The organism is Rhodococcus sp. T9N, from assembly GCF_024436645.1.
GTDB lineage: Bacteria > Actinomycetota > Actinomycetes > Mycobacteriales > Mycobacteriaceae > Rhodococcus_F > Rhodococcus_F qingshengii.
In genome coordinates, this window is record NZ_JAMSKS010000007.1 from 42,533 (window position 1) to 67,457 (window position 24,925).

At 62.9% G+C, this 24,925-nt stretch carries 25 protein-coding genes and 1 tRNA gene; 11 read left to right on the top strand and 15 right to left on the bottom strand.

Going from position 1 to position 24,925, the window contains the following annotated elements; translation table 11 throughout:
* The first annotated feature begins 24 nt into the window (after nt 1-24).
* On the top strand, nt 25-951 hold the full coding sequence (locus M1L53_RS13875) for a LysR substrate-binding domain-containing protein (RefSeq protein ID WP_003943516.1): 927 nt from the start codon (nt 25-27) through the stop codon (nt 949-951).
* A gap of 58 nt (nt 952-1,009) precedes the next feature.
* On the opposite strand, the gene M1L53_RS13880 is transcribed toward M1L53_RS13875, so the two are convergent.
* The 9 genes from M1L53_RS13880 to M1L53_RS13920 all read right to left on the bottom strand — a co-directional run bounded on the left by M1L53_RS13880 (nt 1,010) and on the right by M1L53_RS13920 (nt 8,362).
* A complete protein-coding gene (locus M1L53_RS13880; RefSeq protein WP_042446679.1) occupies nt 1,010-2,368 on the bottom strand; it encodes an MFS transporter in 1,359 nt (452 codons plus the stop codon).
* Nucleotides 2,369-2,552: 184 nt separating this feature from the next.
* Complete coding sequence (locus tag M1L53_RS13885) at nt 2,553-3,548, bottom strand: amidohydrolase family protein (RefSeq protein WP_042922846.1); 996 nt, start codon at nt 3,546-3,548, stop codon at nt 2,553-2,555.
* 3 nt (nt 3,549-3,551) lie between these two features.
* The gene (locus M1L53_RS13890; protein WP_003943511.1) at nt 3,552-4,073 is read right to left on the bottom strand and encodes a 3-hydroxyanthranilate 3,4-dioxygenase; all 522 of its coding nucleotides are present in this window, start codon (nt 4,071-4,073) and stop codon (nt 3,552-3,554) included.
* Nucleotides 4,070-4,522 (bottom strand): RidA family protein, encoded by a 453-nt coding sequence (locus M1L53_RS13895; RefSeq protein WP_007732394.1) that lies wholly within the window; start codon nt 4,520-4,522, stop codon nt 4,070-4,072. Before M1L53_RS13895 ends, M1L53_RS13890 begins: the two co-directional genes overlap by 4 nt.
* Nucleotides 4,519-5,292 (bottom strand): 2-keto-4-pentenoate hydratase, encoded by a 774-nt coding sequence (locus M1L53_RS13900; RefSeq protein ID WP_042446669.1) that lies wholly within the window; start codon nt 5,290-5,292, stop codon nt 4,519-4,521. The genes M1L53_RS13895 and M1L53_RS13900 overlap by 4 nt, the downstream gene beginning before the upstream one ends.
* Before the next feature lie 42 nt (nt 5,293-5,334).
* Nucleotides 5,335-6,810: a 2-hydroxymuconic semialdehyde dehydrogenase gene (locus M1L53_RS13905; protein WP_054187035.1), complete on the bottom strand. Its 1,476-nt coding sequence runs from the start codon at nt 6,808-6,810 to the stop codon at nt 5,335-5,337.
* A 126-nt stretch (nt 6,811-6,936) separates the two neighbouring features.
* Nucleotides 6,937-7,722: an MBL fold metallo-hydrolase gene (locus tag M1L53_RS13910; protein ID WP_007732381.1), complete on the bottom strand. Its 786-nt coding sequence runs from the start codon at nt 7,720-7,722 to the stop codon at nt 6,937-6,939.
* Complete coding sequence (locus M1L53_RS13915) at nt 7,722-8,192, bottom strand: RidA family protein (protein ID WP_003943508.1); 471 nt, start codon at nt 8,190-8,192, stop codon at nt 7,722-7,724. The genes M1L53_RS13910 and M1L53_RS13915 overlap by 1 nt, the downstream gene beginning before the upstream one ends.
* A 5-nt stretch (nt 8,193-8,197) precedes the next feature.
* Nucleotides 8,198-8,362, bottom strand: coding sequence for a hypothetical protein (locus M1L53_RS13920; protein ID WP_003943454.1), 165 nt, complete (start codon nt 8,360-8,362; stop codon nt 8,198-8,200).
* Nucleotides 8,363-8,415: 53 nt separating this feature from the next.
* Between M1L53_RS13920 and M1L53_RS13925 the strand changes: the two genes are divergently transcribed.
* Together M1L53_RS13925 and M1L53_RS13930 are read left to right on the top strand one after the other, a co-directional pair.
* Complete coding sequence (locus M1L53_RS13925) at nt 8,416-9,429, top strand: ArsA-related P-loop ATPase (RefSeq protein WP_037130910.1); 1,014 nt, start codon at nt 8,416-8,418, stop codon at nt 9,427-9,429.
* The gene (locus M1L53_RS13930) at nt 9,429-10,607 is read left to right on the top strand and encodes an ArsA family ATPase (protein ID WP_007732380.1); all 1,179 of its coding nucleotides are present in this window, start codon (nt 9,429-9,431) and stop codon (nt 10,605-10,607) included. The genes M1L53_RS13925 and M1L53_RS13930 overlap by 1 nt, the downstream gene beginning before the upstream one ends.
* Before the next feature lie 18 nt (nt 10,608-10,625).
* On the opposite strand, the gene M1L53_RS13935 is transcribed toward M1L53_RS13930, so the two are convergent.
* The gene (locus M1L53_RS13935; RefSeq protein ID WP_007732375.1) at nt 10,626-10,949 is read right to left on the bottom strand and encodes a WhiB family transcriptional regulator; all 324 of its coding nucleotides are present in this window, start codon (nt 10,947-10,949) and stop codon (nt 10,626-10,628) included.
* A 291-nt stretch (nt 10,950-11,240) separates the two neighbouring features.
* On the opposite strand from M1L53_RS13935, the gene M1L53_RS13940 reads away from it, so the two are divergent.
* Nucleotides 11,241-13,601, top strand: coding sequence for a transglycosylase domain-containing protein (locus M1L53_RS13940; RefSeq protein WP_047270021.1), 2,361 nt, complete (start codon nt 11,241-11,243; stop codon nt 13,599-13,601).
* 95 nt (nt 13,602-13,696) lie between these two features.
* Here M1L53_RS13940 and M1L53_RS13945 read toward each other — a convergent pair whose 3' ends face one another.
* The gene (locus tag M1L53_RS13945; RefSeq protein ID WP_003943491.1) at nt 13,697-14,173 is read right to left on the bottom strand and encodes a GatB/YqeY domain-containing protein; all 477 of its coding nucleotides are present in this window, start codon (nt 14,171-14,173) and stop codon (nt 13,697-13,699) included.
* Nucleotides 14,174-14,305: 132 nt separating this feature from the next.
* Here M1L53_RS13945 and M1L53_RS13950 point away from each other — a divergent pair, with 132 nt between their 5' ends.
* The 4 genes from M1L53_RS13950 (at nt 14,306) to M1L53_RS13965 (ending at nt 16,231) form a co-directional block, all read left to right on the top strand.
* Nucleotides 14,306-15,274 (top strand): metallophosphoesterase, encoded by a 969-nt coding sequence (locus tag M1L53_RS13950; protein ID WP_054187034.1) that lies wholly within the window; start codon nt 14,306-14,308, stop codon nt 15,272-15,274.
* A 54-nt stretch (nt 15,275-15,328) separates the two neighbouring features.
* Nucleotides 15,329-15,402, top strand: a tRNA-Pro gene (locus M1L53_RS13955).
* Between the two features lie 75 nt (nt 15,403-15,477).
* Complete coding sequence (locus M1L53_RS13960; protein ID WP_003943496.1) at nt 15,478-15,801, top strand: hypothetical protein; 324 nt, start codon at nt 15,478-15,480, stop codon at nt 15,799-15,801.
* A gap of 76 nt (nt 15,802-15,877) precedes the next feature.
* A complete protein-coding gene (locus tag M1L53_RS13965) occupies nt 15,878-16,231 on the top strand; it encodes a VOC family protein (protein WP_042446659.1) in 354 nt (117 codons plus the stop codon).
* Nucleotide 16,232: 1 nt separating this feature from the next.
* Here M1L53_RS13965 and M1L53_RS13970 read toward each other — a convergent pair whose 3' ends face one another.
* Entirely contained in the window at nt 16,233-17,789 is a 1,557-nt protein-coding gene (locus M1L53_RS13970) for an acyl-CoA synthetase (protein ID WP_054187033.1), read from the bottom strand.
* 189 nt (nt 17,790-17,978) lie between these two features.
* Here M1L53_RS13970 and M1L53_RS13975 point away from each other — a divergent pair, with 189 nt between their 5' ends.
* The gene (locus tag M1L53_RS13975) at nt 17,979-19,010 is read left to right on the top strand and encodes an ABC transporter substrate-binding protein (RefSeq protein ID WP_042446652.1); all 1,032 of its coding nucleotides are present in this window, start codon (nt 17,979-17,981) and stop codon (nt 19,008-19,010) included.
* A gap of 57 nt (nt 19,011-19,067) precedes the next feature.
* Here the strand turns inward: M1L53_RS13975 and M1L53_RS13980 are convergent, their stop codons facing one another.
* Nucleotides 19,068-19,544, bottom strand: a complete 477-nt coding sequence (locus M1L53_RS13980; protein ID WP_003943458.1) for a MarR family winged helix-turn-helix transcriptional regulator — start codon at nt 19,542-19,544, stop codon at nt 19,068-19,070.
* A gap of 120 nt (nt 19,545-19,664) precedes the next feature.
* On the opposite strand from M1L53_RS13980, the gene M1L53_RS13985 reads away from it, so the two are divergent.
* A complete protein-coding gene (locus tag M1L53_RS13985) occupies nt 19,665-21,281 on the top strand; it encodes a DHA2 family efflux MFS transporter permease subunit (protein WP_054187032.1) in 1,617 nt (538 codons plus the stop codon).
* A 29-nt stretch (nt 21,282-21,310) separates the two neighbouring features.
* The gene (locus M1L53_RS13990; protein WP_231782865.1) at nt 21,311-22,039 is read left to right on the top strand and encodes a DUF6891 domain-containing protein; all 729 of its coding nucleotides are present in this window, start codon (nt 21,311-21,313) and stop codon (nt 22,037-22,039) included.
* 5 nt (nt 22,040-22,044) lie between these two features.
* On the opposite strand, the gene M1L53_RS13995 is transcribed toward M1L53_RS13990, so the two are convergent.
* Together M1L53_RS13995 and M1L53_RS14000 are read right to left on the bottom strand one after the other, a co-directional pair.
* Nucleotides 22,045-23,790 carry a cholesterol oxidase substrate-binding domain-containing protein gene (locus tag M1L53_RS13995; RefSeq protein ID WP_054187041.1) on the bottom strand — a complete coding sequence of 582 codons (1,746 nt, stop codon included), beginning with the start codon at nt 23,788-23,790 and terminating at the stop codon, nt 22,045-22,047.
* A 118-nt stretch (nt 23,791-23,908) separates the two neighbouring features.
* The gene (locus M1L53_RS14000) at nt 23,909-24,712 is read right to left on the bottom strand and encodes a metal-dependent hydrolase (protein WP_054187031.1); all 804 of its coding nucleotides are present in this window, start codon (nt 24,710-24,712) and stop codon (nt 23,909-23,911) included.
* Nucleotides 24,713-24,925: the final 213 nt, after the last annotated feature.

The following is a 24,925-nucleotide window of genomic DNA, read 5'->3' on the forward strand; positions in this document are numbered from 1 at the left end:
AGAAATCCCGTCTAGGATTGCTCCATGGACATGCCCAAGCTCCTCGACGGGCGACTCAAACTCCGCCATCTCCTGCTCGTCGACGCATTGAGCCGTCAGGGCAGTGTGGTCGGCGCCGCTGCCGCACTTCACATCACGCAACCCGTCGCGACTCGGAGTCTGCACGACATCGAGTCCATTCTCGGTGTCTCGCTCTTCGACCGCGGCCCACGCGGCATCACCCCGACCATTTTCGGCGAGGCCTTCACAACTCATGCACGGGCCGTGATCGCGCAGCTGACCGAAGCCGGGCGGCACGTCGTCGAACTTGCCGACGCCAATCGCGGAACCGTCATCGTGGGAACACATCTCGCCGGATCCAACGTGCTGCTTCCCGGCGCTATCGCGCGCCTGAAGGTTCACCACCCGTTGCTCACCGTCGTCGTGCGCGAAGGTACGCCAGAGCAGTTGCTCACCGATCTGGAAGCGGGCCGAATCGACCTGATCGTCGGCCGGCTCACCTCACCTACCGATGACACCGCGACAAGACGGAACCTCTACGCCGAATCCGTCGAACTCGTCACCCGCGTAGATCACCCGCTCGCTCACCGCGAGGACGTCCAACTCGAAGAACTACGCGGCTTCCCCTGGATCCTTCCCGGGGTCGAGACAGTGCTCCGACGCGAACTCGAGGAGTTCTTCGCCCGGAACGGCTTGCCGTTGCCCGAAAATCGGGTCGAGGCAACCTCTTTCCTCACCGTGCGTCAGCTACTGGTCGAGACCGACATGATCGCGGTACTACCGAGCCTCATCCCCCGCGACGATGCGCGCTTGACCACCCTGTCCATCACACTCGATCCGATCGGGCACAGCGTCGGCATCACCTCGTCGGCGACTCGCACGTCGAGTCCGTCCGCGCAGGCCCTGATCGCGACGCTGGAGTCCTTTGCAACTGAGCTCATGCGACCGTGAAACGCCGATCGGCCCGTTCCCTCCAGAGGGAACGGGCCGATGTCGGATCAACCAGGACTCAGGCGTTTTCGGAGACGCGAATCTCCTCGTGCTCCAAGCCCCGCGACGAATCGGGGACAATCTTGAACAGTGCGATGGCGCCGACCAGGCTGATCGTGCACACCCCGGCGAGATACCAGGTCACACCGACCGAAGATCCGGTGGCGTCGAGCAGAGCCGTGGCGATCATCGGTGCCAGTCCACCGCCGAGAATTGCACCGCTCTGGAGGATCAGAGACGAGCCGGAATAGCGGACCTTGGCCGGGAAGGTATCGGCGATGATGCTGCCCTGGACACAATGTGTGACCGGAACGATCAGGCCCATGCCCAGGAACGCGATGACGGCGACCATTTTGTTCTCGGTGTTGAGGAGCGGGAAGAACACGATGCACCACAACAGGATTGCGGCAGATCCGCCGATGAACATGTGCCGACGCCCGTACTTGTCGGCGATCTTTGTCCAGAACGGGATGGAAAGGAACCACAGGACTGCTGCCGCGGTCACGCTGAGCACCAGGAATTGCTTGTCGTAGCCCAGATGTTGAGTTCCGTACGACAGGGTGAACACCATGAAGGCGTACGCCACGGCGGAGTTCGCCAAGCACGCGGCAAGCGTGAGAGACAAACGGGGGAAGCCGACCTTGAGCGACTCACGCAGCGGGAAGCGGACTATTTCGCCCTTCTCCATGATCCCGGCGAATGACGGCGACTCGGTGACGCGCAGGCGAATCACCAGACCGATCGCCACCAGAACGAAGCTGAGCAGGAACGGGATTCGCCAACCCCACGAAGCGAATGCCGAGTCCGACATCACGGCGTTGGTCGTCAGGAAGATGCCGTTGGCGAGAACCAGTCCGGCGGGTGTGCCCATCTGAGGGAAACCTGCATAGAGATTCTTCTGCCCCGCCGGCGCGTGCTCCATCGACATGAGTGTCGCGCCGGCGCCTTCACCGCCCAGACCGATGCCCTGAACGACGCGCATCGCCACCAGGAGGACGGGCGCCCAGAAACCGATGGAGTCGTAGTTCGGGATGAGGCCGATGAGTGTGGACCCGATGCCCATCATCACCAATGAGACCACGAGCGTGGCCTTGCGCCCGATCCGGTCACCGAAGTGCCCGAACACGAGTCCACCCACCGGCCGTGCAATGAACCCGACGGCGAAGGTGCTGAAGGCAGCCAGCGTGCCGGCCGTGGGGCTCAGGCTCGGGAAGAATTGTTTGTTGAAGATCAACGCGGCGGCTGTGCCGTAGAGGAAGAAGTCGTACCATTCGAGAGTTGTGCCGGCCAGGGTTGCCATGGCAACTCGGCTACGGGCCGCTTTCTCCGGCAACGGCTTTCCGTCGCTCGTAGTGCTGTTGGATATCTTGTCTGACATCGCGGAACCTATCGATTGGATGGGGCAGGCGGACGATGAAGTCTGTAGTCACCGACCCCGTCTTCGGGATTGTCGGTATCACGAGCGTCGTCGATCGTTGTGTTTGGAATTGTGCTCGCTCGAGACATGACTCACAAATGCCGAATTCACCGTCCGCCATACCGGAAAAGGTATAGCCGGGGCCTCAGACGAGACCCAGGAAGCGTTCGGCATTCCCCCGCGAAATCAGTTGGCGCGCAGTATCGTCCAAGAACTCACTCTTGCGAACCACCTCACCGACCGGACGCTCCCCCAAGGGGTACGGGTAATCACTACCCACCATCACACGGTCCACCCCCACCGTGTCCACCAACAGTCGCAGCGCACGCTCGTCGAAGACGACGGAATCCACGTAGAACCTTCCCAGGTAGTGCGAAGGCGGGAACTGCGACGTACCGATGATGTCGTTGCGGCCGTGCCAGGCGTTTTCCATCCGTCCCAACCAGAACGCGAAAGATCCACCACCGTGAGCAAATCCGATCTTGAGACGATCGTCGATCTTGTCGAACACCCCACCGAGAATCAGTGCGAGTATCGACAGGTGCGTTTCGGCCGGCATCGCAGTGAGCCACTGCGCCATCCAGCGATCGAGGCGCGGAGAGTTGGCCATGTCCCACGGGTGCACGAATACCGGCACGTCCAGCGACGCGCAGTGCTGCAGGAACGTCACCACGCCCTCGCTGTCGAGGTCCAGATCGCCGACATGATTGCCGATCTCGACACCGCGGTGCCCGTTCGCGATGCACCGCTCCAACTCACGGCACGCTGCGTCGGTGTCTTGCAGAGGCACCTGGCAGAACGGAATCAACCGATCCTTCGCCGGCTCCACGATCTCGAGTGCGAGGTCGTTGAAGATCCGTGCAATGCGACTTGCCTGCTCACCGCTCCGGCCGTAGTTGAAGAACGCCGGAGTAGGTGAGACGACCTGCGTCTGCACGCCGTCGGCATCCATGTCCCGAAGCCGCACCTCGGCGTCCCAGGCATCGGATTGGATGCGACGGAACTCCTTGGTGCCCATCATGATCATTGCTTCGGTTTCCGACTCGACCTTCAGCCACGGCGCTTGCGGCCCCGCGTCTTCGGTCAGATCCGGCCACCCGTTGGGCACGTAGTGGGTGTGGATGTCGATCAGGTTGCTCATAGCTCAGCCCTTGCCGGGATGGAGCGTGCCGCACTTGTCACACGTGCGGGCTTCTTCGCTCTCGTAGAACTTGACGAACACCGGCGGAAGGTCGGCCACGATGTCGCGCACCTGAAGTTCGACCTCGTGAATCTTGTGATCACATTCGAGGCAGTACCACTGGAACTTCTCGAGCGTGCCTTCCTTGCGGACGCGTTCGATGACCAGGCCGATCGAGCCCGCGGTGGGACGCTGCGGCGAATGCGGAATGTCTCCTGGCAGCAACCAAGTTTCACCCTCGCGAATGTCGACGCGCTGAGGACCGTCTTCGGTCATGACATTGACGTGGATGTCGCCTTCGAGCTGGTAGAACCACTCCTCGTACGGATCGAGGTGGTAGTCGGTCCGCTGGTTGGGGCCGCCGACGACCTGCACGATGAAATCGTCTCCGAGCGCCATCGTCTGATTGTTGACGGGCGGCTGCAGGAGGTGGCGGTTGTCGTCGATCCACTTCTTGAAGTCGATGACGGGAGGAATCGTGGTCATGATGCATTCTCCGTATCTTCGGACGCCGAGCGTCGGGAGGCGGGCACGTACGCCACGCCGGAAATTTCGATGAGCAGGTGAGGGTGGGGCAGCTGGTGAACAGCCACAGTCGTTCTCGTCGGACCGTTTTCGTCGAACAGTTCGGCGTACACCTCGTTGTATCCGCCGAAGTCGTTCATCGACACCAGGTAGGAGGTGACCTGAACCAGATCACTCAGTTCTCCGCCCACTTCGGCGAGAATCGCCGTGATGTTCTCGATGACGGCACGCGTCTGCGCCCGAATGTCGAGCGCCGTGGTCCCCATCTCGTCGACCTCGACGCCGACAAACGTGTTGTCGGGTCGACGCGAACTGGTCCCGGAGACATAGACGAAATCGCCGACCACCTTGACGTGGGGGAACTTTCCGCGCGGCTTCGCCAGCTTCTCGATGACCTGCGCCCCACTCATCGCTTCACACCTTTCACCGTGACGGTTCCGAGTCCGTCGATCGTGCACTGTGCGACGCCCTCGTCGAGTCGCACAGCTGCTGTGGCGGCACCGGCCAGAATTACCTGACCGGCGCGCAACGGAATTCGGCGTCGGCGGGCGATGTCGAGCAGTGCATGCAAAGCGCGCGCCGGATCGCCGAGAATGGCCGACGTGGAACCGACTACCGTCTCGCCGCCGACTTCCATACGTACGGAACGGTCTTCGACGTTCTGTAGCGGCAGCCACCTCCCGATCACGTACCCGGCAGCGCTGGTGTTGTCAGCGACGACGTCGGTGTAGGTGAAGCGGAAGTCGCGGTACCGCGAGTCGATGATCTCCATTGCGGGAGCCAGTGCGTCGACGCAGGTTTCGATGTCGACGTTCGGATCGTCGAGATCGACGTCCTTCGACAAGCGGTATGCCACTTCGGGTTCGATCTTGGGATGAATGAACGTCCTCAGGTCGACTTCGCCGCCGTTGCTCACGCACATCGCGTCGGTCAACTGACCGACGATCACTTCGGAGACACCCATCTGCGCCATCTTCGCTTTGCTCGTGAAGCCGAGCTTGATGCCCACAATCGATTCACCACGGCTGGTGCGCCGTTCGAGGAGTTCGTTCTGGATCCGGTAGGCCTGGTCGATGTCGATGGTGTGTTCGTCGGCGAGGCTCGGCGTGTCGGTGCGCGTCTGCGCAGCGTCGTCGAGGCGACGCGCGAGCGCGGATACGGTGTCTTCGGGGGCTGTCATCACGCCTCGCTCATTTCTGGAAATCTTTTGCGGTTTCGATGTTCACAGTTGCACACATACATTCGTCGGTTCGGTGTAGAAGTGCAGCGAGGACTCGCCGCCCTCACGTCCGATGCCGGACAGGCCCATGCCGCCGAAGGGAGATCGCAGTTCGCGGGTGAACCACGTGTTGACCCAGGAGATTCCGACGTTCATCTTCTGCGCGACGCGGTGCCCGCGGCGCAGGTCGTTGGTCCACACGGAGGCAGCAAGGCCGTACTCGGTGTCGTTTGCGAGGGCGATCGCTTCGCCTTCGGTCTCGAACGGAATGAGTGCTGCGACGGGTCCGAAGATCTCCTCGCGCACGACGCGATCCTTGTTGGTCAAGCCTGTCCACAGGGTAGGTTCGATCCAGGATCCGCCCGACAGTTCCTGTCCGAGGTCCGGAATACCGCCGCCGGTCAGCACTTTCGCGCCTTCCCGCTCGGCGATCTCGAAGTAGTCGAGTACCTTCTTCCGGTGTGCCTGCGAAATGAGCGGTCCGGTCGTCGTTGCATCGAGCGTCGGGTCGCCCAGACGCAGTCCTGCTGCCCGCTCGACGAGTCCACCGGCGATGTCGTCGAAAATGCTGCGGTGCACGTACACCCGCTCGGTGCACAGGCAGACCTGGCCGGTGTTGGTGAACACCGACTTGGTCAGACCCGTCAGAGCCTCGTCGATGTCGACGTCGTCGAACACGATCGCGGCGTTCTTGCCGCCGAGCTCGAACGAGACCGGACGGACCCGCGGGGCAACGGTTTTCATGACATGCGAACCCGTTGCCGAAGATCCGGTGAAGGTGACGCCGTCGATACCGGGGTGCGTGGTGAGGAACTCGCCGGCCGAGTTCGCACCGAATCCATGGACGACGTTGTAGACGCCGGCAGGCAGGCCGACCTCTTCGAGCACCTCGGCCAGCAACGACGCAGTCGCCGGGGTCTCCTCGGAGGGTTTGACCACCACGGAGTTTCCGCACGCGAGCGCGGGCGCAACCTTCCAGGTCAGGAGAAGCAGCGGCAGGTTCCACGGAACGATCACGGCGACGACGCCGAGCGGCTTGCGGATCGCGTAGTTCAGCGCCTGCTTGCCGCCCGCGAGATCCGTGACAAACGATTCCTGTCCCGCCGCGGCGACGATGTCGGCGAAGGTGCGGAAGTTCGTCAGGGCGCGCGCGACGTCGAGTTCGCGTGCCTGCGTGATCGGCTTGCCGGTGTCCGCCATCTCTGCGGCGACGAACTCTTCGAATCGCTCCTCGATCCGGTCGGCAGCGCGTCGCAGCAGAGCCGTCCGCTCTCGAACCGGCGTATCGGCCCAACCGTTGTCCAGAGCACGTCTGGCAGAGGTCACGGCCCGATCGACCAGGGCCTTGTCGGCCTCGTGGACCCGGGCGAGAACACGGCCCGTTGCTGGGTCGACCTGATCGAAGCTCGACGACTCGTCGGGTTCGACATAGGAGCCGTCCACGTAATTGCGGATCCATCCGTCGCATTGTGAGGTCATGAACTAACTATTGGCCCGTGACCCATATCAAACAAATGCAAAAACTGCCGCCAGCTATACCTCGATCGGCATAGATGGCGGCAGTTCGGCCACACAACTCAGCTCTTCGTGTCGGCGCCGAGCGCCTCAGCGTCGCAGATACGCCAACTGCACGTTGACGGATTTCTCCGCGACCGGCCACAGCTTCGGGTCGACGTCGGAGTAGACGTGCTCGACTACGTCGCGCACCGAGGCCGACTCGCCCAACGTCGACAGAGCAGCCCGCACCTGATCCAGACGCTCCTCGCGGTGGGCGAGGTACTGCTGCGAAATCGCCTGCAGATCGGGTAGGTCCGGACCGTGCCCGGGAAGAACCGTCAGTCCTTCGCCGAGTGCGGCCAGCGATCGCAGCGAGGTGAGGTAGTCCCCCAGATCGCCGTCGGAGTCGTCGAGAACTGCCGTGCCGCGGCCGAGAATGGTGTCGCCCGTCAGCACGCTCGCATCGTTCTCGATGACTATCGACACCGAATCCGCGGTATGGCCCGGCGTCGCGAGGATCCGCAACTTCAGGCCCGCTACCTCGATCACTTCACCGTCGACAAGCGCCGAAGCGCCCCCGCGAAGAAAAGTTGGGTCGACGGAACGCACTGGAGCCGAAGTCAATTCGTGGAAACGGTCCACCCCGCCGGTGTGGTCGTAGTGCCGGTGCGTGATCAAGGTCAGCGCTACCGGACCGATACCAGCGACACGTTGCAGGTGTTCCTCGTCGTTGTCGCCTGGATCGACGACAACACACTCGACGCTGCCCGGAGCGTGCAAAATCCAAGTGTTCGTACCGTCCAGCGTCATCATGCCCGGGTTGTTCTCGAGCAAGACCGAAGCGATGTCGGTGACGCGGCGAAGCTGCGCGTAGGCGGGATGGACAGTCGACATCAGCGAACTTCGACGATCAGTTCCACCTCGACCGGAGAGCCGAGGGGAAGTTCTGCCACGCCGACTGCCGAACGGGCGTGGATACCGGCGTCGCCGAGCACCTCACCGAGGAACTCGGATGCGCCGTTGATCACGCCGGGCTGACCGGTGAATCCTTCGGCGGATGCCACGAAGCCGACAACCTTGACGACACGGACGACGTTGTCGATGCCGACCAGGGCGTCGATGGCAGCGAGAGCGTTGAGCGCGCAGGTGCGAGCCGCGGCCTTGGCGTCCTCATCCGACACGCCCGCGCCGAGCTTGCCGGTCAGCGCCAGTTTTCCGTCGACGAACGGGAGCTGACCCGACGTGTACACGTGGTTGCCGCTGCGAACCGCGGGAACGTAAGCAGCGACGGGTGCCGCGACGGCGGGAAGTGCAATGCCCAGTTCGGCGAGACGCTCCGACCAGGTCTGTGTTGCCTCTGCCATGTGATTCAGCCCTTCGGACGCTTCATGTACGCGACGTGCTGCTCGCCCGACGCGCTCGGCAGGACGGCGACGAGTTCCCAGCCGTCGACACCCCAGTTGTCGAGAATTGCCTTCGGATTGTGGACCAGCAACGGAGTCACGGTGTATTCCCAGGAAGTTATTTCGCTCATGCGGTGAGCCTATCCCGCGTACATCTTCGGCCCCAGACTTATAGGCTCGCGGTGTGGTTGCATCCCAAGATGAGCTGAGCAGGACCTGGCCCGAGTCTGCGACGAAGGCCCGCCTGCACTTTGTGTCAGGTAAAGGCGGAACCGGTAAGTCCACGGTTGCCGCCGCGTTGGCGCTCGCGTTGGCCGAAGGCGGCAAGCGCGTTCTCCTCGTGGAGGTCGAGGGCCGCCAGGGAATCGCGCAGCTCTTCGACGTACCACCGCTTCCACCGCAGGAGACCAAGGTCGCGGCCGCCGAAGGTGGCGGTGAAGTGATGGCTCTGGCCGTCGACATCGAGACCGCGTTCCTCGAATACCTCGAAATGTTCTACAACCTCGGCTTCGCCGGCCGGGCGATGCGTAAGTTCGGCGCCATCGAATTCGCCACCACAATCGCTCCAGGCCTTCGCGACGTTCTGCTCACCGGCAAGATCAAGGAGTGCGTCATCCGCACCGATCGAACCGGCAAACGCGTGTACGACGCCGTTGTCGTCGATGCTCCCCCGACCGGGCGGATCGGCAGCTTCCTCGACGTCACCAAGGCGATGGCCGACCTCGCCAAGGGCGGCCCGGTGCATTCTCAGAGTGAAGGCGTCGTTCGGCTGCTGCACTCGCCGGAGACCGTCGTACATCTTGTTGCGCTTCTCGAAGCGCTGCCCGTTCAGGAAACCGCCGACGCCGCCGCAGAACTGGCGCGTGACGACCTCAACCTCGGTGCCATCATCGTCAACCGCGCCAGCCCGAGGTTCTTGCCCGAAGACCAACTCTCCGGTGCTGCAGCCGGCAACATCGATGCAGCTTCGATCCGGTCGACGCTCTCCGATGTCGGCATCGATCTGTCCGACGACGACTTCGCCGGCCTGCTCACCGAGACGATCGAGCACGCGTCGGTGCTCGAAGCTCAAGAATCCAGTGCGGAGAAGCTCCGCGAGATCGACGGCGCGCGGGTGCAACTTCCCGCACTCGCCGACGGCGTCGATCTCGGTGGGCTCTACGAGCTGGCCGAATACCTCACGGAACAGGGCGTGTGATGACCGAGACCACCGAGAACGTGACGGTCGGCAGTTCCAGGACCGGCCGACGCGCAGCTCCTGCCCTCGATATTTCGGCGATCATCAAGGACCCGACGGCCCGGATCGTGGTGTGTTGCGGCGCAGGTGGCGTCGGCAAGACCACGACGGCTGCGTCGCTGGCGTTGCGGGCAGCCGAAGAGGGCCGACGCGTAGTCGTCCTCACCATCGATCCGGCCCGTCGCCTCGCACAGGCCTTGGGTGTGGCCGAACTCGACAACACTCCGCAGCCGGTGAAGCTGGGTCCCGAGGCCACGGGCGAACTCCACGCGATGATGCTGAACATGCGTCGGACTTTCGACGAGATGGTCATCGAGCATTCGAGCCCTGAGAAGGCCGAGCAGATCCTGGCGAATCCCTTTTACCAAACCGTTGCCACATCGTTCTCCGGAACGCAGGAGTACATGGCGATGGAGAAGTTGGGGCAGCTGGCGTCGAACGACGCGTGGGATCTGGTGATCGTCGATACCCCGCCGTCGCGCAATGCGCTCGACTTCCTCGACGCTCCACAGAGGCTCGGAACATTCCTCGACGGACGGATGATCCGGCTGCTCTCGGCACCCGGCCGTGGCCTGACCAGGCTCGTGGCCGGCGCGATGGGATTGGCCCTGAAGGGTGTCTCGACCATCGTGGGAAGCCAAATGCTTTCGGATGCATCGGCATTCGTGCAGTCGCTCGACTCGATGTTCGGCGGTTTCCGTGAACGCGCCACGAAGACCTACGAGTTGCTGCGTCAGCCGGGGACTCATTTCCTGGTGATCGCAGCGGCCGAGCCCGACGCTCTCCGTGAGGCGGCGTTCTTCGTCGATCGCCTTGCGGGTGACTCGATGCCGTTGGCCGGTCTGGTTCTCAACCGCACTCACCCGACGTTGACGGCTCTGCCTGCCGATCATGCGGTGACCGCCGCCGACAAACTGGAAGCGAAGGAAAATGCGACCGAGGCCGAGGCCCTCACCGCAGCCGTTCTCCGCATCCATGCCCATCGGGCAGTGATCGCGAAGCGAGAAATCGCCTTGCTGAGTCGATTCACCGCAGCTCACCCGAGGGTGCCGCTGATCGGTGTTCCGTCGCTACCGTTCGAGGTCTCGGACCTCGAGGCGCTGCGCGCGGTGGGAGATCAGCTCACTCGTAAGGGCTGATCCCCCGATCGACCTGGATCAGACTGCTGAGTGATGCTGGCGCTGGTCTTCGAAGAACTCGGACCAGGAGTCGACGTCGGGGTGCTGCTTGAGCAGTGCACGGCGCTGACGTTCGGTCATTCCGCCCCACACACCGAACTCGACACGGTTGTCGAGAGCATCTGCTCCGCACTGCATGAGGACCGGGCAGTGACGGCAGATGGTGGCTGCCTTGCGCTGTGCGGCGCCACGAACAAAAAGTTGGTCGGGATCGACCTCGCGGCATCGCGCCTGAGTTACCCAGGCAATTCGTGCCTCGGCCTGCTCGATGTCCAAACGGCTACTCGGGGTGGCTGTGTACATTCTGGGTCCCCTCTACAAAGTCTGACCGTCGCCATGAGGCGAGCAGCGCACCATCTCAGCCGTCTCGCGGTAGCACGTGAAAGCTGAGACACATTCGTGATCGAGTGTTACGTCGATCACACTGATCACAATTTAGGTAAAGAACGCCCCTAACGCAAGACGGTCGGGAGCATTTTTTGGTACGGCAGTACAAAGCGCGTGTTCAGGAGGTTTTGAACACCCGCAAAACACTGAAACCGGTTCCAATGGGTGGGCACACGTACTCTGTAGATCGTGTCGATTGCAAAAACAGTGGCGAAGCTCGCCGGAAGCTCCGCATTGGCGGGTGTCCTGGTCGCAGGGGTGATGTTCCCGGTGGCCGGCGGATTCGGATTCGCGTCCAATCGCGCTGCCGATACCGTCGACAACGTCTCGGCCGAACTGGTCGAAGGCACGGTCCCCGCGGTGTCCACCATGGTCGATGCGGCAGGCAATCCCATTGCCTGGCTGTACGACCAACGACGCTTCGAAGTCCCGAGCGAGAAGATCTCCAACAACATGAAGTTGGCGATCGTCTCCATCGAGGACCGCCGGTTCCCCGACCACAAGGGCGTCGACTGGCAGGGAACGCTGCGCGCCTTCCTCACCAACACGACGACCGGTGAAGTGCAGCAGGGCGCGTCGACACTCGATCAGCAGTATGTGAAGAACTACCAACTGTTGGTCGTGGCCAAGACGGATGCCGAGCGCCGCGCTGCCATCGAGACCACCCCGGCCCGAAAGATCCGCGAGATCCGGATGGCGCTGACGCTGGACAAGGAACTCACGAAAGACGAGATCCTCACCCGGTACCTCAACCTCGTACCGTTCGGCAACGGATCCTTCGGCATTCAGGACGCGGCTCAGACCTACTTCGGCGTCGACGCCGCAGATCTGACCGTTCCGCAGTCCGCGATGCTGGCCGGCATGGTTCAGTCCAGCTCCGCGCTGAACCCGTACACGAACGTCGAGGGCGTGACCGAGCGTCGTAACACCGTGCTCGACACCATGATCACGAACATTCCGGATCGTGCCGACGAGTTCCGTGCAGCCAAGGAAGAGCCCCTCGGCGTCCTCGAAACCCCCAACAACTTGCCGCGCGGCTGCATCGCTGCAGGCGATCGCGGATTCTTCTGTGATTACGCACTGAAGTACCTCTCGGATGCCGGAATCACCCGCGACCAGATCAACGAGGGTGGTTACCTCATCAAGACCACTCTCGATCCGCAGGTCCAGGCGTCCACCAAGGCCGGACTGAACGCGAACGCGAGCGCCAACCTCGACGGCATCGCGAACGTGATGAACGTGATCAGGCCGGGCCAGGATTCACACAAGGTCATCGCGATGGCCAGCAGTCGCACGTACGGACTCAATGCCGACGCCGACGAAACCGTCCAGGCGCAGCCGTACTCCCTTGCCGGTGACGGTGCGGGTTCCGTCTTCAAGATCTTCACGACCGCTGCGGCGATGGAGAAGGGCCTCGGCATCAACGCGACCCTCGACGTGCCCAAGCGCTTCGAAGCCAAGGGCATGGGTAGCGGTGGTGCGGCAGGCTGCCCGGTCTCGACGTACTGCGTGGAGAACGCCGGCAACTATCCGCCGACGCTGTCCGTGACCGACGCCCTGGCACAGTCCCCAAACACCGCTTTCGTCAAGCTCATCGAGGCGACCGGCGTCACGCCGACCGTCGACATGGCTGTCCGTCTCGGCATGCGCTCGTACGCCGATCCCAACACCTCGGGCTTCGACGAGCGCAGCATGGCCGACTTCCAGAAGGAACAGAACCTCGGTTCGTTCACCCTCGGCCCCACCTGGATCAACCCGCTCGAACTCTCCAACGTCGCGGCCACTCTCGCCTCGCACGGCAAGTGGTGCCCGCCGAGTCCCATCGATTCGGTCTTCGACCGCTACGGCAAGCCGGTGGCCGTCACCGAGCAGGGCTGTGAGCAGGTCGTCGAGCCCGGCTTGGCAGACACACTCGCCAACGCCATGAGCCGTGACGACGTCGGCGCCGGTACGTCTGCCGGTGCCGCGAGCAGCGCCGGATGGAGCCTGCCGATGTCGGGCAAGACGGGTACCACCGAGACCCACAAGTCCTCGGCGTTCCTCGGCTTCACCAACAACCTCGCTGCGGCCGTCTACATCTTCGGCGACTCCCCTACACCCGGCGAGATCTGCTCGAGCCCGCTACGCCCCTGCTACAGCGGCAACCTGTACGGCGGTACCGAACCGGCGAGATCCTGGTTCGCGGCAATGAACCCGGTCGCCAACAACTTCGGGCCCACCTCGCTGCCCCCGATCGACGAGAAGTACGCACGGGGATCACAGAACGGCCAGGTTCCCGAGGTTGTCGGCCTGAGCCAGTCGGCGGCGACGTCGAGGTTGCAGGCGTCCGGCTTCACGGTCAATTCCGTGACCACGGCATCCGGAGCACGGGCGGGAACGGTCACCGGAGTTTCGCCGTCCGGGTCCGCGATCCCGGGTTCGACCGTCACGATCTACATCAGTGACGGCTCCGTGAGGGCTCCGGCAGCACCCGCATCCCCCGCGGCTCCGGCACCGGGCGCGACTCCCCCGGATGCGACTCCGCCGGGAGGCGAACCCGCACCGCCTGCGGGGACCCCACCGAACTGACGGCCCTGAAAACTGACGGCTCTGAAAACAAGAACGGCCGCGATCTCCGAGTGACTCGGAGTTCGCGGCCGTTTTCGGTTTCCGGTGGCGCGCTTCTACAGGCGGGACTTCACTGCTGCAGAGATACGTGCGCCATCGGCCTTGCCCTTGGCCAGCGCGCTGGCGGCCTTGATGACCTGGCCCATCTGACGCATACCCGGACGCTCACCGAGCTCCTCGGACACCTGAGCGAGGGCGGTGTCGACGACGTCGACGAGTTCGGCGTCGGTCAACGGCGTCGGCAGGTACTCGTCGATGATCTGAGCTTCGGCGCGCTCTTTCGCGGCAAGTTCTCCGCGGCCGTTCTCGGTGTAGATCTCGGCCGATTCGCCGCGCTTCTTCGATTCCTTTGCAAGGACTTTGATGATTTCTTCGTCGGTGAGGACTCGTGCTTCCTTACCGGCCACCTCTTCGGTCTGGATGGCTGCCATGAGCATCCGAAGGGTGGCTGTACGTAGCGGATCCTTCGCCTTCATGGATGCAACCATGTCGGTTCGGAGGGTGGCTTTGAGCGATGGTGTCGTGTCGGACATGGTGGAAACGCTACGCGCTCGGCGTTTCGAGCGTGCCGATAGTTACCTCCGCCCGGACACAATTCTCTGTGGAATAGCTGTAAAAGGCGGCGAGAGCGACGCAGAAGAACGCCACACCCGTATCCTTGAGAGGTGTCTTCCCAGTTCCGCACCAATCTGGCCCGCACCGCACTTGGTGCCGCGGGCGCCGCTGCACTAGGGATCGGGTACGCATCCGGCATCGAACGCAATGCATTTGCACTGCGTGAGGTGACGATGCCAGTCCTGGCGCCCGGTTCGTCGTCGCTGCGGGTCCTCCATCTCAGCGACCTGCACATGATGCCGAACCAACGGTTGAAACAGAATTGGTTGCGTGAGCTCGAAGGCCTCGACCCCGACCTCGTAATCAACACCGGCGACAACTTGTCGCATCAGCGCAGCGTCCCGGCAGTGGTCCAGGCGCTCGGCGATCTGTTGGCTCGGCCGGGTCTGTTCGTCTTCGGCAGCAACGACTACTTCGCTCCGAAACCGAAGAATCCACTGAGCTACATCTTCAACAAGGACAAGCGCATCACCGGCGATCCCCTCCCCTGGGGCGATCTGCGGGCCGCGTTCACCGAACGTGGATGGCTGGACATGACCCACGTGCGCCGCGAACTCGAAGTGGCCGGTATTCGCATCGCTGCCGCCGGCGTCGACGATCCGCACCTGAAGCGCGATCGCTACGACACCGTCGCCGGAACACCGAATCCCGTCGCCCAGCTCAAGCTCGGCCTGACGCACTCACCCGAACCTCGAGTTCTCGACCGGTTCGCCGACGACGGCTACGACCTGGTGCTCGCCGGCCACACGCACGGTGGTCAGCTGTGCCTTCCGTTCTACGGCGCGCTGGTCACCAACTGCCAGATCGACCGATCCCGGGTCAAGGGACCGTCGAAGTGGGGCGCACACACCCAGCTGCACGTCTCAGCAGGCATCGGCACTTCGCCGTGGGCTCCGGCACGCTTCTGCTGCCGCCCCGAGGCAACTCTGCTGACTTTGGTTCCGGCGACCAGGCGCGAACCGGAGCATGTCTCCGCACACAGTTCCGCAGAGTCTCCAGCGTCGGTTCTACGCAACTGACCTGCGGATTTAATGTCAGTCGACTCGGTAATGTAAGCTAACCGAGGTTCGACACGGGGTGTGGCGCAGCTTGGTAGCGCGCTTCGTTCGGGACGAAGAGGTCGTGGGTTCAAATCCCGCCACCCCGACAGTGAAGAACAGAAATCGAGGCCCTTCCGCTTTACGCGGGAGGGCCTCGATTTCGTTGACGATAAGGTGAAGCCGTGGCATCCGAACCAGACTTCGCGCACAACGACATGGCGAGCCGTAGCCGACGTGAGAAAGCTGTCGGTCTTGCCAAGTTCGCCTGGGATCGCGATATCAGTAGTGCAGAGTTGCTCGACATGCCCGACGATCGGCTGCGCAAGCTTGCGCGGGCGGCGGGCGCCAATCCGCCGAGCACGCGGGAGACCTGGACGATCGCAGCCGGACTGCTCGACGAGAAAGCCGTGTGGGCAGCAGCCAACCCAGACCGTCCCGAAGCTCGGCGTGAGCATCCGGACGAGAAGATCATGTGGGTGAAGAAGCCGATCGAGCCCTGGCTGTGACAGCCGAATTGAGTGCAGCTGTGACAGCCGAATTCAGCGCAGGTGTGACAGCCGAATTCAGCGGAGCTGTAAAGCGGTGATCGGGCAGGTCGATGAAGTAGTTGTGGATTGCTCCGCACCAGCCCAGTTGGCGACCTTCTGGGCCGGAATCCTCGGTGGGCAGCCGGTGGAGCGGAGCGCAGAGTGGGCGTTTGTCGACCCTCCAGGATGGACTCGCCTCGCCTTCCAGCGTGTACCGGAATCCAAGCTGACGAAGAATCGTCTACACATCGACGTCAGTGTGGATGACGTCGTCGCTGCGACCGAAGCTGCCGAGCGCCTCGGCGCAACTCGGGTCGGTACTGTCCAGCAGGACCCGGCCGGCACCTTTCAGGTGCTGCTGGATCCCGAGGGAAACGAGTGGTGCGTCGTCCGAAGTGCCGGAAGGTGATTTACGCTCCCGCTACGGTTTCGCGAGCCCAACGGTAGTCGGCCTTACCGCTGGGCGAGCGGAGGATGGTTGGTACGAGCACGATCGAGCGGGGGATCTTGTACCCGGCGACGTGGGTGCGGCAATGCTCCGACAATGATTCCGTCGCAACATCTTCGAATCCCGGTCGAACCTGCACCACCGCGGCGACCTTCTCACCGAATCGAGTGTCGGGCGCACCCGCCACCAAAGCGTCGAAAACTGCCGGGTGAGTTTTGAGTGCCTGCTCCACTTCTTCGGGGTAGACCTTCTCGCCGCCGGAGTTGATGCACATCGAACCGCGCCCGAGCAGCACGATGGTTCCGTCGGCTTCCATCGTGCCCATGTCCCCGAGTACCGCCAGACGAACCCCGTCGACGACGGGAAAAGTTGCAGCAGTCTTGGCCGGGTCGCCGAAGTAGGCAACAGGAACATGGCCGGCCCGGGCGATGAAACCGACTGTGTCCGAGCCTGGTTCGATGCGACGGAATTCGTCGTCCACAAGAATCATGTTGGGGTTGGATCGAATTCGCTTGGAACCGTCCTCACCGAATTCGACGACGCCGTCGTTGCCGGATTCCGAAGCACCGAATGCATCCTTGATCACCAACCCCGGTAGTCGGGTTGTCAGTTCTGCCTTCAGGTTCGGGGAGAACAACGCGCCACCCGACCCGATCAGTTGGAGAGTCGAAAGGTCGTAGCGCCCTTCGCTTGCGGTGATGGCGTCGGCGATCGGCCGAGCAATTGCGTCGCCGACGACGGTGATTCCGGTGATCTTCTCGGCCTCGACCAGTCGCAGCACTTCCATCGGATCGAAGCTGCGGGTCAGTACTCGGGGCGCTCCCATGAGGAATGCCGTGAGCAGTGAATAGATTGCGGCTCCATGCATGAGCGGCGGGATGAGTAGCAGCACAGTTGGATTGGTGTTCGCTACAGCTGCATCCACAACCTCTTCGAGACTCCGACGCGGCGGCCCGCTGAGGTTCGCTCCGGACAGCGCGGCGAAGAAGAAGTCCTCGTGCCGCCACACCACACCCTTGGGCATTCCGGTTGTGCCGCCGGTGTAGATGACGAAATGGTCGTCGTTGCTGCGAGGGCCGAAGTCGCGGGTATCAGTCTGCGCGGCAAGGGCGTTCTCGTAGTCTTCGCCGACGATCAGCACGTGGGTGATCTCCGGACACTGCGGAACCACGGCCAATGCCGTCGGCGCGAATTCCTCTTCGACCAGCAGTGCCACCATTTGAGAGTTGGTGTAGATGTACAGGAGTTCTGCATCGGTATAGCGGAAGTTGACGTTGATCGGTACCGCTCTGATCTTCAAGCAAGCCAGGAGCGCTTCGACGTACTCGACGCAGTTACGCATGTGAATACCGACGTGCTGCCCAGGCTCGACGCCCACCGACTGCAGCTGATGAGCGAGTCGGTTCGATCGCAGTTCGAGTTCGGCGTAGCTCAATCGCACGTCTTCCAGAATCAAGGGAACTCGATCGGGGATCGCATCGGCAACGGCCTCGAACAGATCGGCAATGTTCAGGGTCATCGAAATCCTCACTACACGCGTCTTCGCTTACCGGTACAGGTCTTTCGCGAAGCTAACACGTTGGTCGCACCCTGTAGTCCGAATTGCGTAGCGGTCCCGCTGAGCGAGACCTGACGCGCCGCTCACCTGGCATCAACGGTGCGGATACCTCCCTGACCAAGCCCGATAGCCGAAAGGTAGGGTAGCCTAATGCACTCACGCACCACTCTCCGGAGCCGCACGTCGGTCCGGGTCGCCATGGTTGCCTTGGCGACTGTTTTTTTCGCTACGGCCTGCGGCTCGTCCGACGCCGGCGGCAACGCAAACGGCAACACCGATGTCGCGACTGGCGGCAAGCTGTTCAGCACCGCCGACACGGAAACCGCGAAGCTCGGCAGCGATGCCGCGCCAGGCGAGTTCCCTCGCACCATCACCCATGCCCTGGGCGAGACCACCCTCGAGGCCAAGCCGACCCGCGTCGTCGTCCTCGACAGCGGTGAACTCGACGAGGTTCTCTCGCTCGGGATCACCCCGGTCGGCATCGCCAGCCCGGAAAGCGCCGCCGGTCAGCCGTCGTACCTGGCGGACAAGTTGGTCGGTGTCCCCGATGTCGGCACGACCAACAACCTCAACCTCGAGGCGATCACCGCACTGCAGCCCGATCTGATCCTCGGCAGCAAGCTGCGCCAGGACAAGCTTTACCCGCAACTCGCGGCAATCGCTCCGACGGTCTTCAGCATCCGCCCCGGCTTTCCGTGGAAGGAGAACTTCCTCCTTGCCGGTGACGCACTCGGCGAGGAGACCAAGGCTGAGCAGGTTCTCAACGACTACCAAGAGCACGCCGACAAGGTACGTGAGTCGATCGACGGCTCCCCGACCGTTTCACTGGTTCGTTTCATGTCCGGGAAGCTGCGCCTGTACGGCAATTTGTCGTTCATCGGCGTCATCTTGAAGGACGTCGGTCTGCCCCGCCCGGCGATCCAGGACATCGACGAACTGGCCGTCGAGGTCAGCCCCGAAACGATCACCGAGGCGGAGGGTGACCGAATCTTCTACTCCAGCTACGGAAATCCCGCCGACACGGGCCAGACCACGGTTGTTGCCGGACCGCTGTGGGCCAGCATGGACGCAGTCAAGGAAGGACGCGCCACCGAGGTGAGCGACGAGACCTGGTTCCTGGGCCTCGGCCCGACAGGTGCCGGCCTGGTTCTCGACGACCTGCAGGCCAAGCTCGGCAAGTAGCCGTCACCGGCACAAAGAACGCCGCCCGACTCTCCGGAGTCGAGCGGCGTTCTTTGTTCAGCGGTTGTCCTGCTCGAGGTGTTCGTTCATCGTCGAGTGAAGGTCGACGAGAAATTCCTCGAATCGACTGAGCAGTTCGGGCGGGTACTTCGCCATCATGGCGTCGAGTCGCACGGCAAGGGGCCCGAAGAACTCGTCCGCCAGGTCCTGCACATGCGCACTGCTGTGCAGCGTGACCACTCGCCGGTCGGCATTCTCTCGGGTCCGGACGATATGTCCCGCCTTCTCCAGGCGGTTGAGCAACGCGGTGGTTGCACCCGACGTCAGCGAGATCCGCTCTCCGAGGCGGGCGGGTGAGAGCGGCGTCCCCTTCTCCTCGGCAGCGGTGATTTCCATCAAGGCAGTCGCGTCGGTGGAATGCAGGCCGAGCCACGACGCGAATCGATGGCTGAATTCGGTGAACGTGCCACCGTACGCGCGGAATTCGTCCATCAGCCGCTCCCGCTCCACGGAGATGTCGCGCGGTGCCTCCACCTCGGTGATCCCACCTTTCCTGTGCCAGACGGCGGCCGGTCGAACCCAGCGCGCACGTTGACAACTTACCGCCTCAAATATACCTTCATAATGAAGTTACTTCACAATGGAGGTTTATTCGTGAACATCTCACCCACCACCCGCAAGTGGTTGGGCCTGATCGCCATTGCACTCGGCGTGGCATTGATCGTCGTCGACACCACGATCGTCAACGTCATAGTTCCCTCGATCATCGAAGATCTCGGGATCAATTCCGTTCAGGCTCAATGGATCCAAGAGTCCTACGCAATCGTGTTCGCGGCACTCCTGCTTCTGGTCGGCAGAGTTGCCGACCTGGTCGGCGCCCGTCGTATCTTCATCGCCGGTGTCGTCGTGTTCGGCGCAACGAGCCTGCTGGCCGGACTGGCGCCGAACGGCGGTCTGCTCATCCTGGCGCGCTTCCTGCAGGGCGCCGGCGCGGCCATGATCCTGCCCACGTCACTGTCGCTTCTGAACGCGATGTTCACCGGAAAGGCGCGCGGCCAGGCCTTCGCGGTCTGGGGCTCCACCATCGGCGCTGCATCCGCCCTCGGCCCATTGCTCGGCGGCTGGCTTGCCGAACATGCCTCATGGCGTTGGGCATTCGGGATCAACATTCCGCTTGCTGCGCTCATTCTGATCGGCGCAGTGCTGTTCATCGCGCCCTCACCCCGCACCGCTGGGCGCGTCGACGCCACCGGAGCGGCACTGTCCATCGCCGGCCTGGGCCTGCTGGCCTTCGGACTCGTCGAGGGACGAACGTACGGGTGGCTGACGACGAAGGAACCCTTCGATCTATTCGGTCTGTCATGGTCCAGCGGCCCGTCGCCGGTTCTGGTGGCGTTGGTTCTCGCCGTTCTGTCGCTCGGTGCGTTCGCCTACCGTCAAACCATGCTCACCCGCAGCGCCGATCCGTCGCGGGCGCTGATGGACGTACGGTTGTTCTCCATCTCGTCGTTCCGCAACGGCAACATCGCGACGCTGATCATCGGGCTCGGCGAGTTCGGAATCGTTGCGGTGCTTCCTCTCTGGCTCCAGTTCACGCTCGGATACAGCGCACTCCAGGCAGGGCTCGCACTGGTTCCCATTGCCATCGGCAGCTTTGTCGCCAGTGGTGCGAGCTTCGGGCTGGCATCGAAGGTCTCGCCGTTGGGCTTGGTCCGTATCGGTTTGGCTCTCGAGGCGCTCGGTCTCGCCGGTCTCGGATTCATCGCTGCGACAGACAGCCCCTGGTGGACTATCGCCGCAGTGCTGTTCTTCTACGGAATCGGCGTCGGTTTTGCGACTGCCCAGGTGACCAACGTCGTGCTCGAGGAGATTCCCGAGCAGAGCGCCGGTCAAGGCTCCGGCATTCAGAGCGCGTTCCGCCAACTCGGATCCGCACTGGGCATCGCTGTCCTCACCACGGTCTTCTTCAGCACTCTCAATTCGACGCTGAACAACGACCTCACCGGATCCGGTGTCGACCAAGCTCAGGCTGATCAGTTGACGCGGGCAGTCACCGACAGCGCAGGCGCCGCCATCGACTCGCTGGCCGGTTCACCGAACACTGCCTTCGTCGCCGACGCTGCCCAATCTGCGATGACTCACGGCATCACACTCGGCGGATACCTTGCGGCCGGATTTGTCGTGGTGGGCCTGATCGCCACGGCGCTCATCCCGAACAAGCCTGCCCCGTCAAACGAGGAGGAAACGAAAGCAGCAGCCGACGTCGCCTGACGGTCGGATCGGTGCAGTACGGTGCCGGTATGCGATTGCCCTGGTCACGGTCAGCACAGTCACGGTCAGCACAGTCACGGTCAGCACCGGGGCTCAGTGAGGCCGACATCGTCGCCGTACGTGAGCAAGCACGCGAACTGGTAGTCCCAGGTTTCGCTACGTTCGACGAAATCTGCGAAGCCGCCCGAGACTGTGTCGAGGGCGGCTTCGAGAACGACGAACTCGGCAGACAGATCGACGCAGTAGTGCGTGAGGTCTGGGACCGAAGAGTCGAGGAGCAGACCCAGTGGACGGCTCCCGGAGACTTCGAGCGCCTCTCCGCAGCCTTCGCCGAACTCGAACGCAACGGCATCGTGGCCCGGATGAACTTCACCTGCTGCATGCAGTGCGGCACTACCGAAATCGACGACGAACGCACGCCGTCCGAACCCGACGAGAACGGGTATCCCTTTGCTCAGTGGGCGTACACGTTCTTCCACATGCAAGATGCGGAGCGTCTCGGCGACGAGCCGTCCGATCTCTACTTGTCCTACAGTGCGTTCCGTCCGGCCCACGATCTCGATCCCGCGCTGGTCGCCGCTGCCTTCGGCGGCGACGAAACCGCCAAGGCACACATGATCGCGCACACCGATCAGACCGTCGGGCGCCAGGTAGCCGACGCACTCCGAACTCAGGGGCTGAGCGTCGATTGGAACGGTGACAACAATCAGCGTATCCGTGTCACCGACGTATGTTGGCGCAAACCGCTTCCGCAGTAGGAGATTCAGCTGGGTGGCAATACGCGGTCGAGGAACGCATTGCTGAATACGCGGTGCGGGTCGTGTTCGTCGAGAGTGGCGAGAGCGAAGTCCCAATTCCCGTCGCCACCGGCACGAAAGGTGGCAGGCACTGTGCTGGTGAGGAATTCGTCGTCCTGGTACGCCGCCTGATCGGTGAATGCCCACCCCTTGGACCACTCCGGACGGAAGGTCGCGTAATCGCCGGAGTAGTTCGCGACCATCCACCGTTCCATTTCGCGAAGGAACGCAGGCAATCCCGCGGTGCCGGGAATCGAGACCACGTTCATCCAGATCGCTGTGTCCCAGTCCTGACGATCCGCCCGCGGCCGCACCGCTGACAGGTCCGGCACTCCGGCGCTGTCGACCAACACCTCGCCGTCATCGTCGACACCGCAGAGACGCACTTCGAACGGCATGTTGACGGGATACTGCCCCAACGACGCGTAGTGCGTCATTCGTTCGTTCAGCCAACTCGTCATCTCGTGGACGACTCGGCCGATGTTGGACCGCTTGGTGATCACGGCTCCGCCCCCGGCTACGACGCGCAAGGTCGTGTGCCGGAGGTAGAACAGAACGTCTTTCGACCAGCCCCAGAGATCGTCGGTGTCGGTCAGCACCAATCCTGCTGCTACAGCGCCGAACTGAGAGGCGCCGAACAGCGGTGTCGCACCTTGGAGACCCTGTGCCACCATCCCCAACGGGGTAGTGACCTCTTCGGGAATCGCGTCGGAGAAGAAGTAGTTGTACGGCCCGCTCACCTCTCGGGACTCCGGCGGTTTGACCGGGGTCGGTGTCCAGACCTTGAGCCACGGTGTTTGCGTGAACGGGAACCAGATTGCTTCCACCCGTCCGGATTTCTCGACGAAACTCTCGTAGGTACGCCCTGGCGAACCGGGAGCAGCAAAGAGTTCTTGCCACGGAATGTCGGTGAAACTCCGGCACCGCAGCCGATAATTCTCCCCGGCTTGCAGCGTCACGGAGGTGACGAAGGTTCGACCCAGATGGGCCAGGAAGGCGGTGCTCTCGACGTCCGATCGGTGAAATGTCTTCAGTGCGTACCGATTGATGCCTTCGTCCCACGCCACCACCGTGATCTCGGTGATCAGGTTGCTCAGCGAACCATACGATTGACCAGGGGTGATCGTCTCCCCCACAGCCGGATAGGTTGCCCCGTGAGCACCGATCGCCAGCGCGCCGGCGATGGACAGCTCACCGATCGCCGGAGAGTTGGCCCAGCCGAGCCCTTCTCGCTCGAGCGCTGTCAGAATCGCTTCGATACTGGCGCCGGCGCCCGCCGTGACCGTTGCGGGCGTGCCGTGCTGCACCACAACCGAATTCAGTTTGGCCATCGTATCGACCAGCAGAACTCGATCCGAAGGCGCGCCGGGCACCACCGTCAACGGACTCCACCCGTGCATCGTTCCCTTCGCACGCACTGTGTACCCGTTGTCGAACGCCCAGTTGGCGAGGGTGACGACGTCATCGCTGTGACGTGCCGTGGCCGTCCACACGCTGTCGAGCATGATTTCTCGCGACCAGTTCGCGTACGCCTGCTGTAACAACGGAATGTCCGACGGAAATCCGGGCGGTGGCGCGATGGTCGATGCCGAACCCCAGGGAACTGCTCCCGCCGGCGCCCAGGAAATGCCCGCGAGAGCAGCTGCGCCGGCACTCGCTGCGAGAAATCCGCGCCGGCTCACACCGTCTTCGCTCGAGCTGTGCTCTGCCATGCGCTCTGCTTGATGCACCACTGCTCACTCCGTCAGCCGACTCGGTTCATGTCAGGGACGAACGTAGAACAAATATGATTACGATGCCAGTGGTTCCGTAATAAAAGTTTTCCGAAGCTCACTGCACCATCGGAGCGAAGACCGCGTAGATCGCTTCCGGGGCACCGTCGAACGCACTGATGATCAACCAGGCAGTCAGAACCGTCAACGCCGGCCCGATCAGGATCTTCTCGAGGTTCCCACCTGCACGGATGGACAGGAATGACGGCAGCCGTTGTTCCCACCATCGTTTGCCGCCGAGCGGAATCAGGGGCGCGAGAAACGGCACCCCTTCCTTGGTGATCGCATCGCCGAGACAGTGCGTGGCGCAGCCCAGTGCCACCGCAACACCTAGCCCCGTGGATCCGGCCTCACTCGGATACCACTGCCAGGTGAGGGCAGAGAGCACCAACGCAACGGCGGAGACCGCGAGCCAACCCTTCTCCTTGGCCAATTCACCCGCCAATCCACGGATGGCCAACCCGAGGCAGAAGAACAGGGTGATGATGATGGCTGGCTTCCCGAACTGAACAACCAGCGCCGAGACCCCGGCACCCAACCCGGCGGCGAACAGCGCGGTGTGCGTGAGCGTCCGATGCCCACCACGACGCTTGCCGTCCTTCTTGCCTTTGGTGATGCGGTAGAAGGTCACCGAAAGTGCGTCGATGCCTTTGGCCAGCGCTTTGCTGAGCGGACCGAATGATCGCGAAACCGTCGACTGACCGGTATCGAGGTCGGGAAGCAAGGCAGCTCCGGCGCACACTCCGGCAAAGGTCAAAGTTTCCGCAGTGGATGTGGGCCCTCCCCAGTCGAGAGGCAACAACTCCGCAACCACCAACCCCACAGCAGCACCGGACATCGCGTGGGTGGGGCCCATGACCATGAAACACAACACCTTTCGAAACGCGCCCCGCATCAGGCCGTACCGCACCTCTGCAAGACACCACACACATGACGCCGTCGGCGACGGCCCCGGCATGCTCGCCGAGACCGCCCCGAACGTAGCAAGTGCTACCGACAGGCTTGACCAACCTCCAGACCCAGTTGAGTACGGCCGTACCGTTCCAGGTCAAAGCGGTTCATGCGGAGCTTTTTT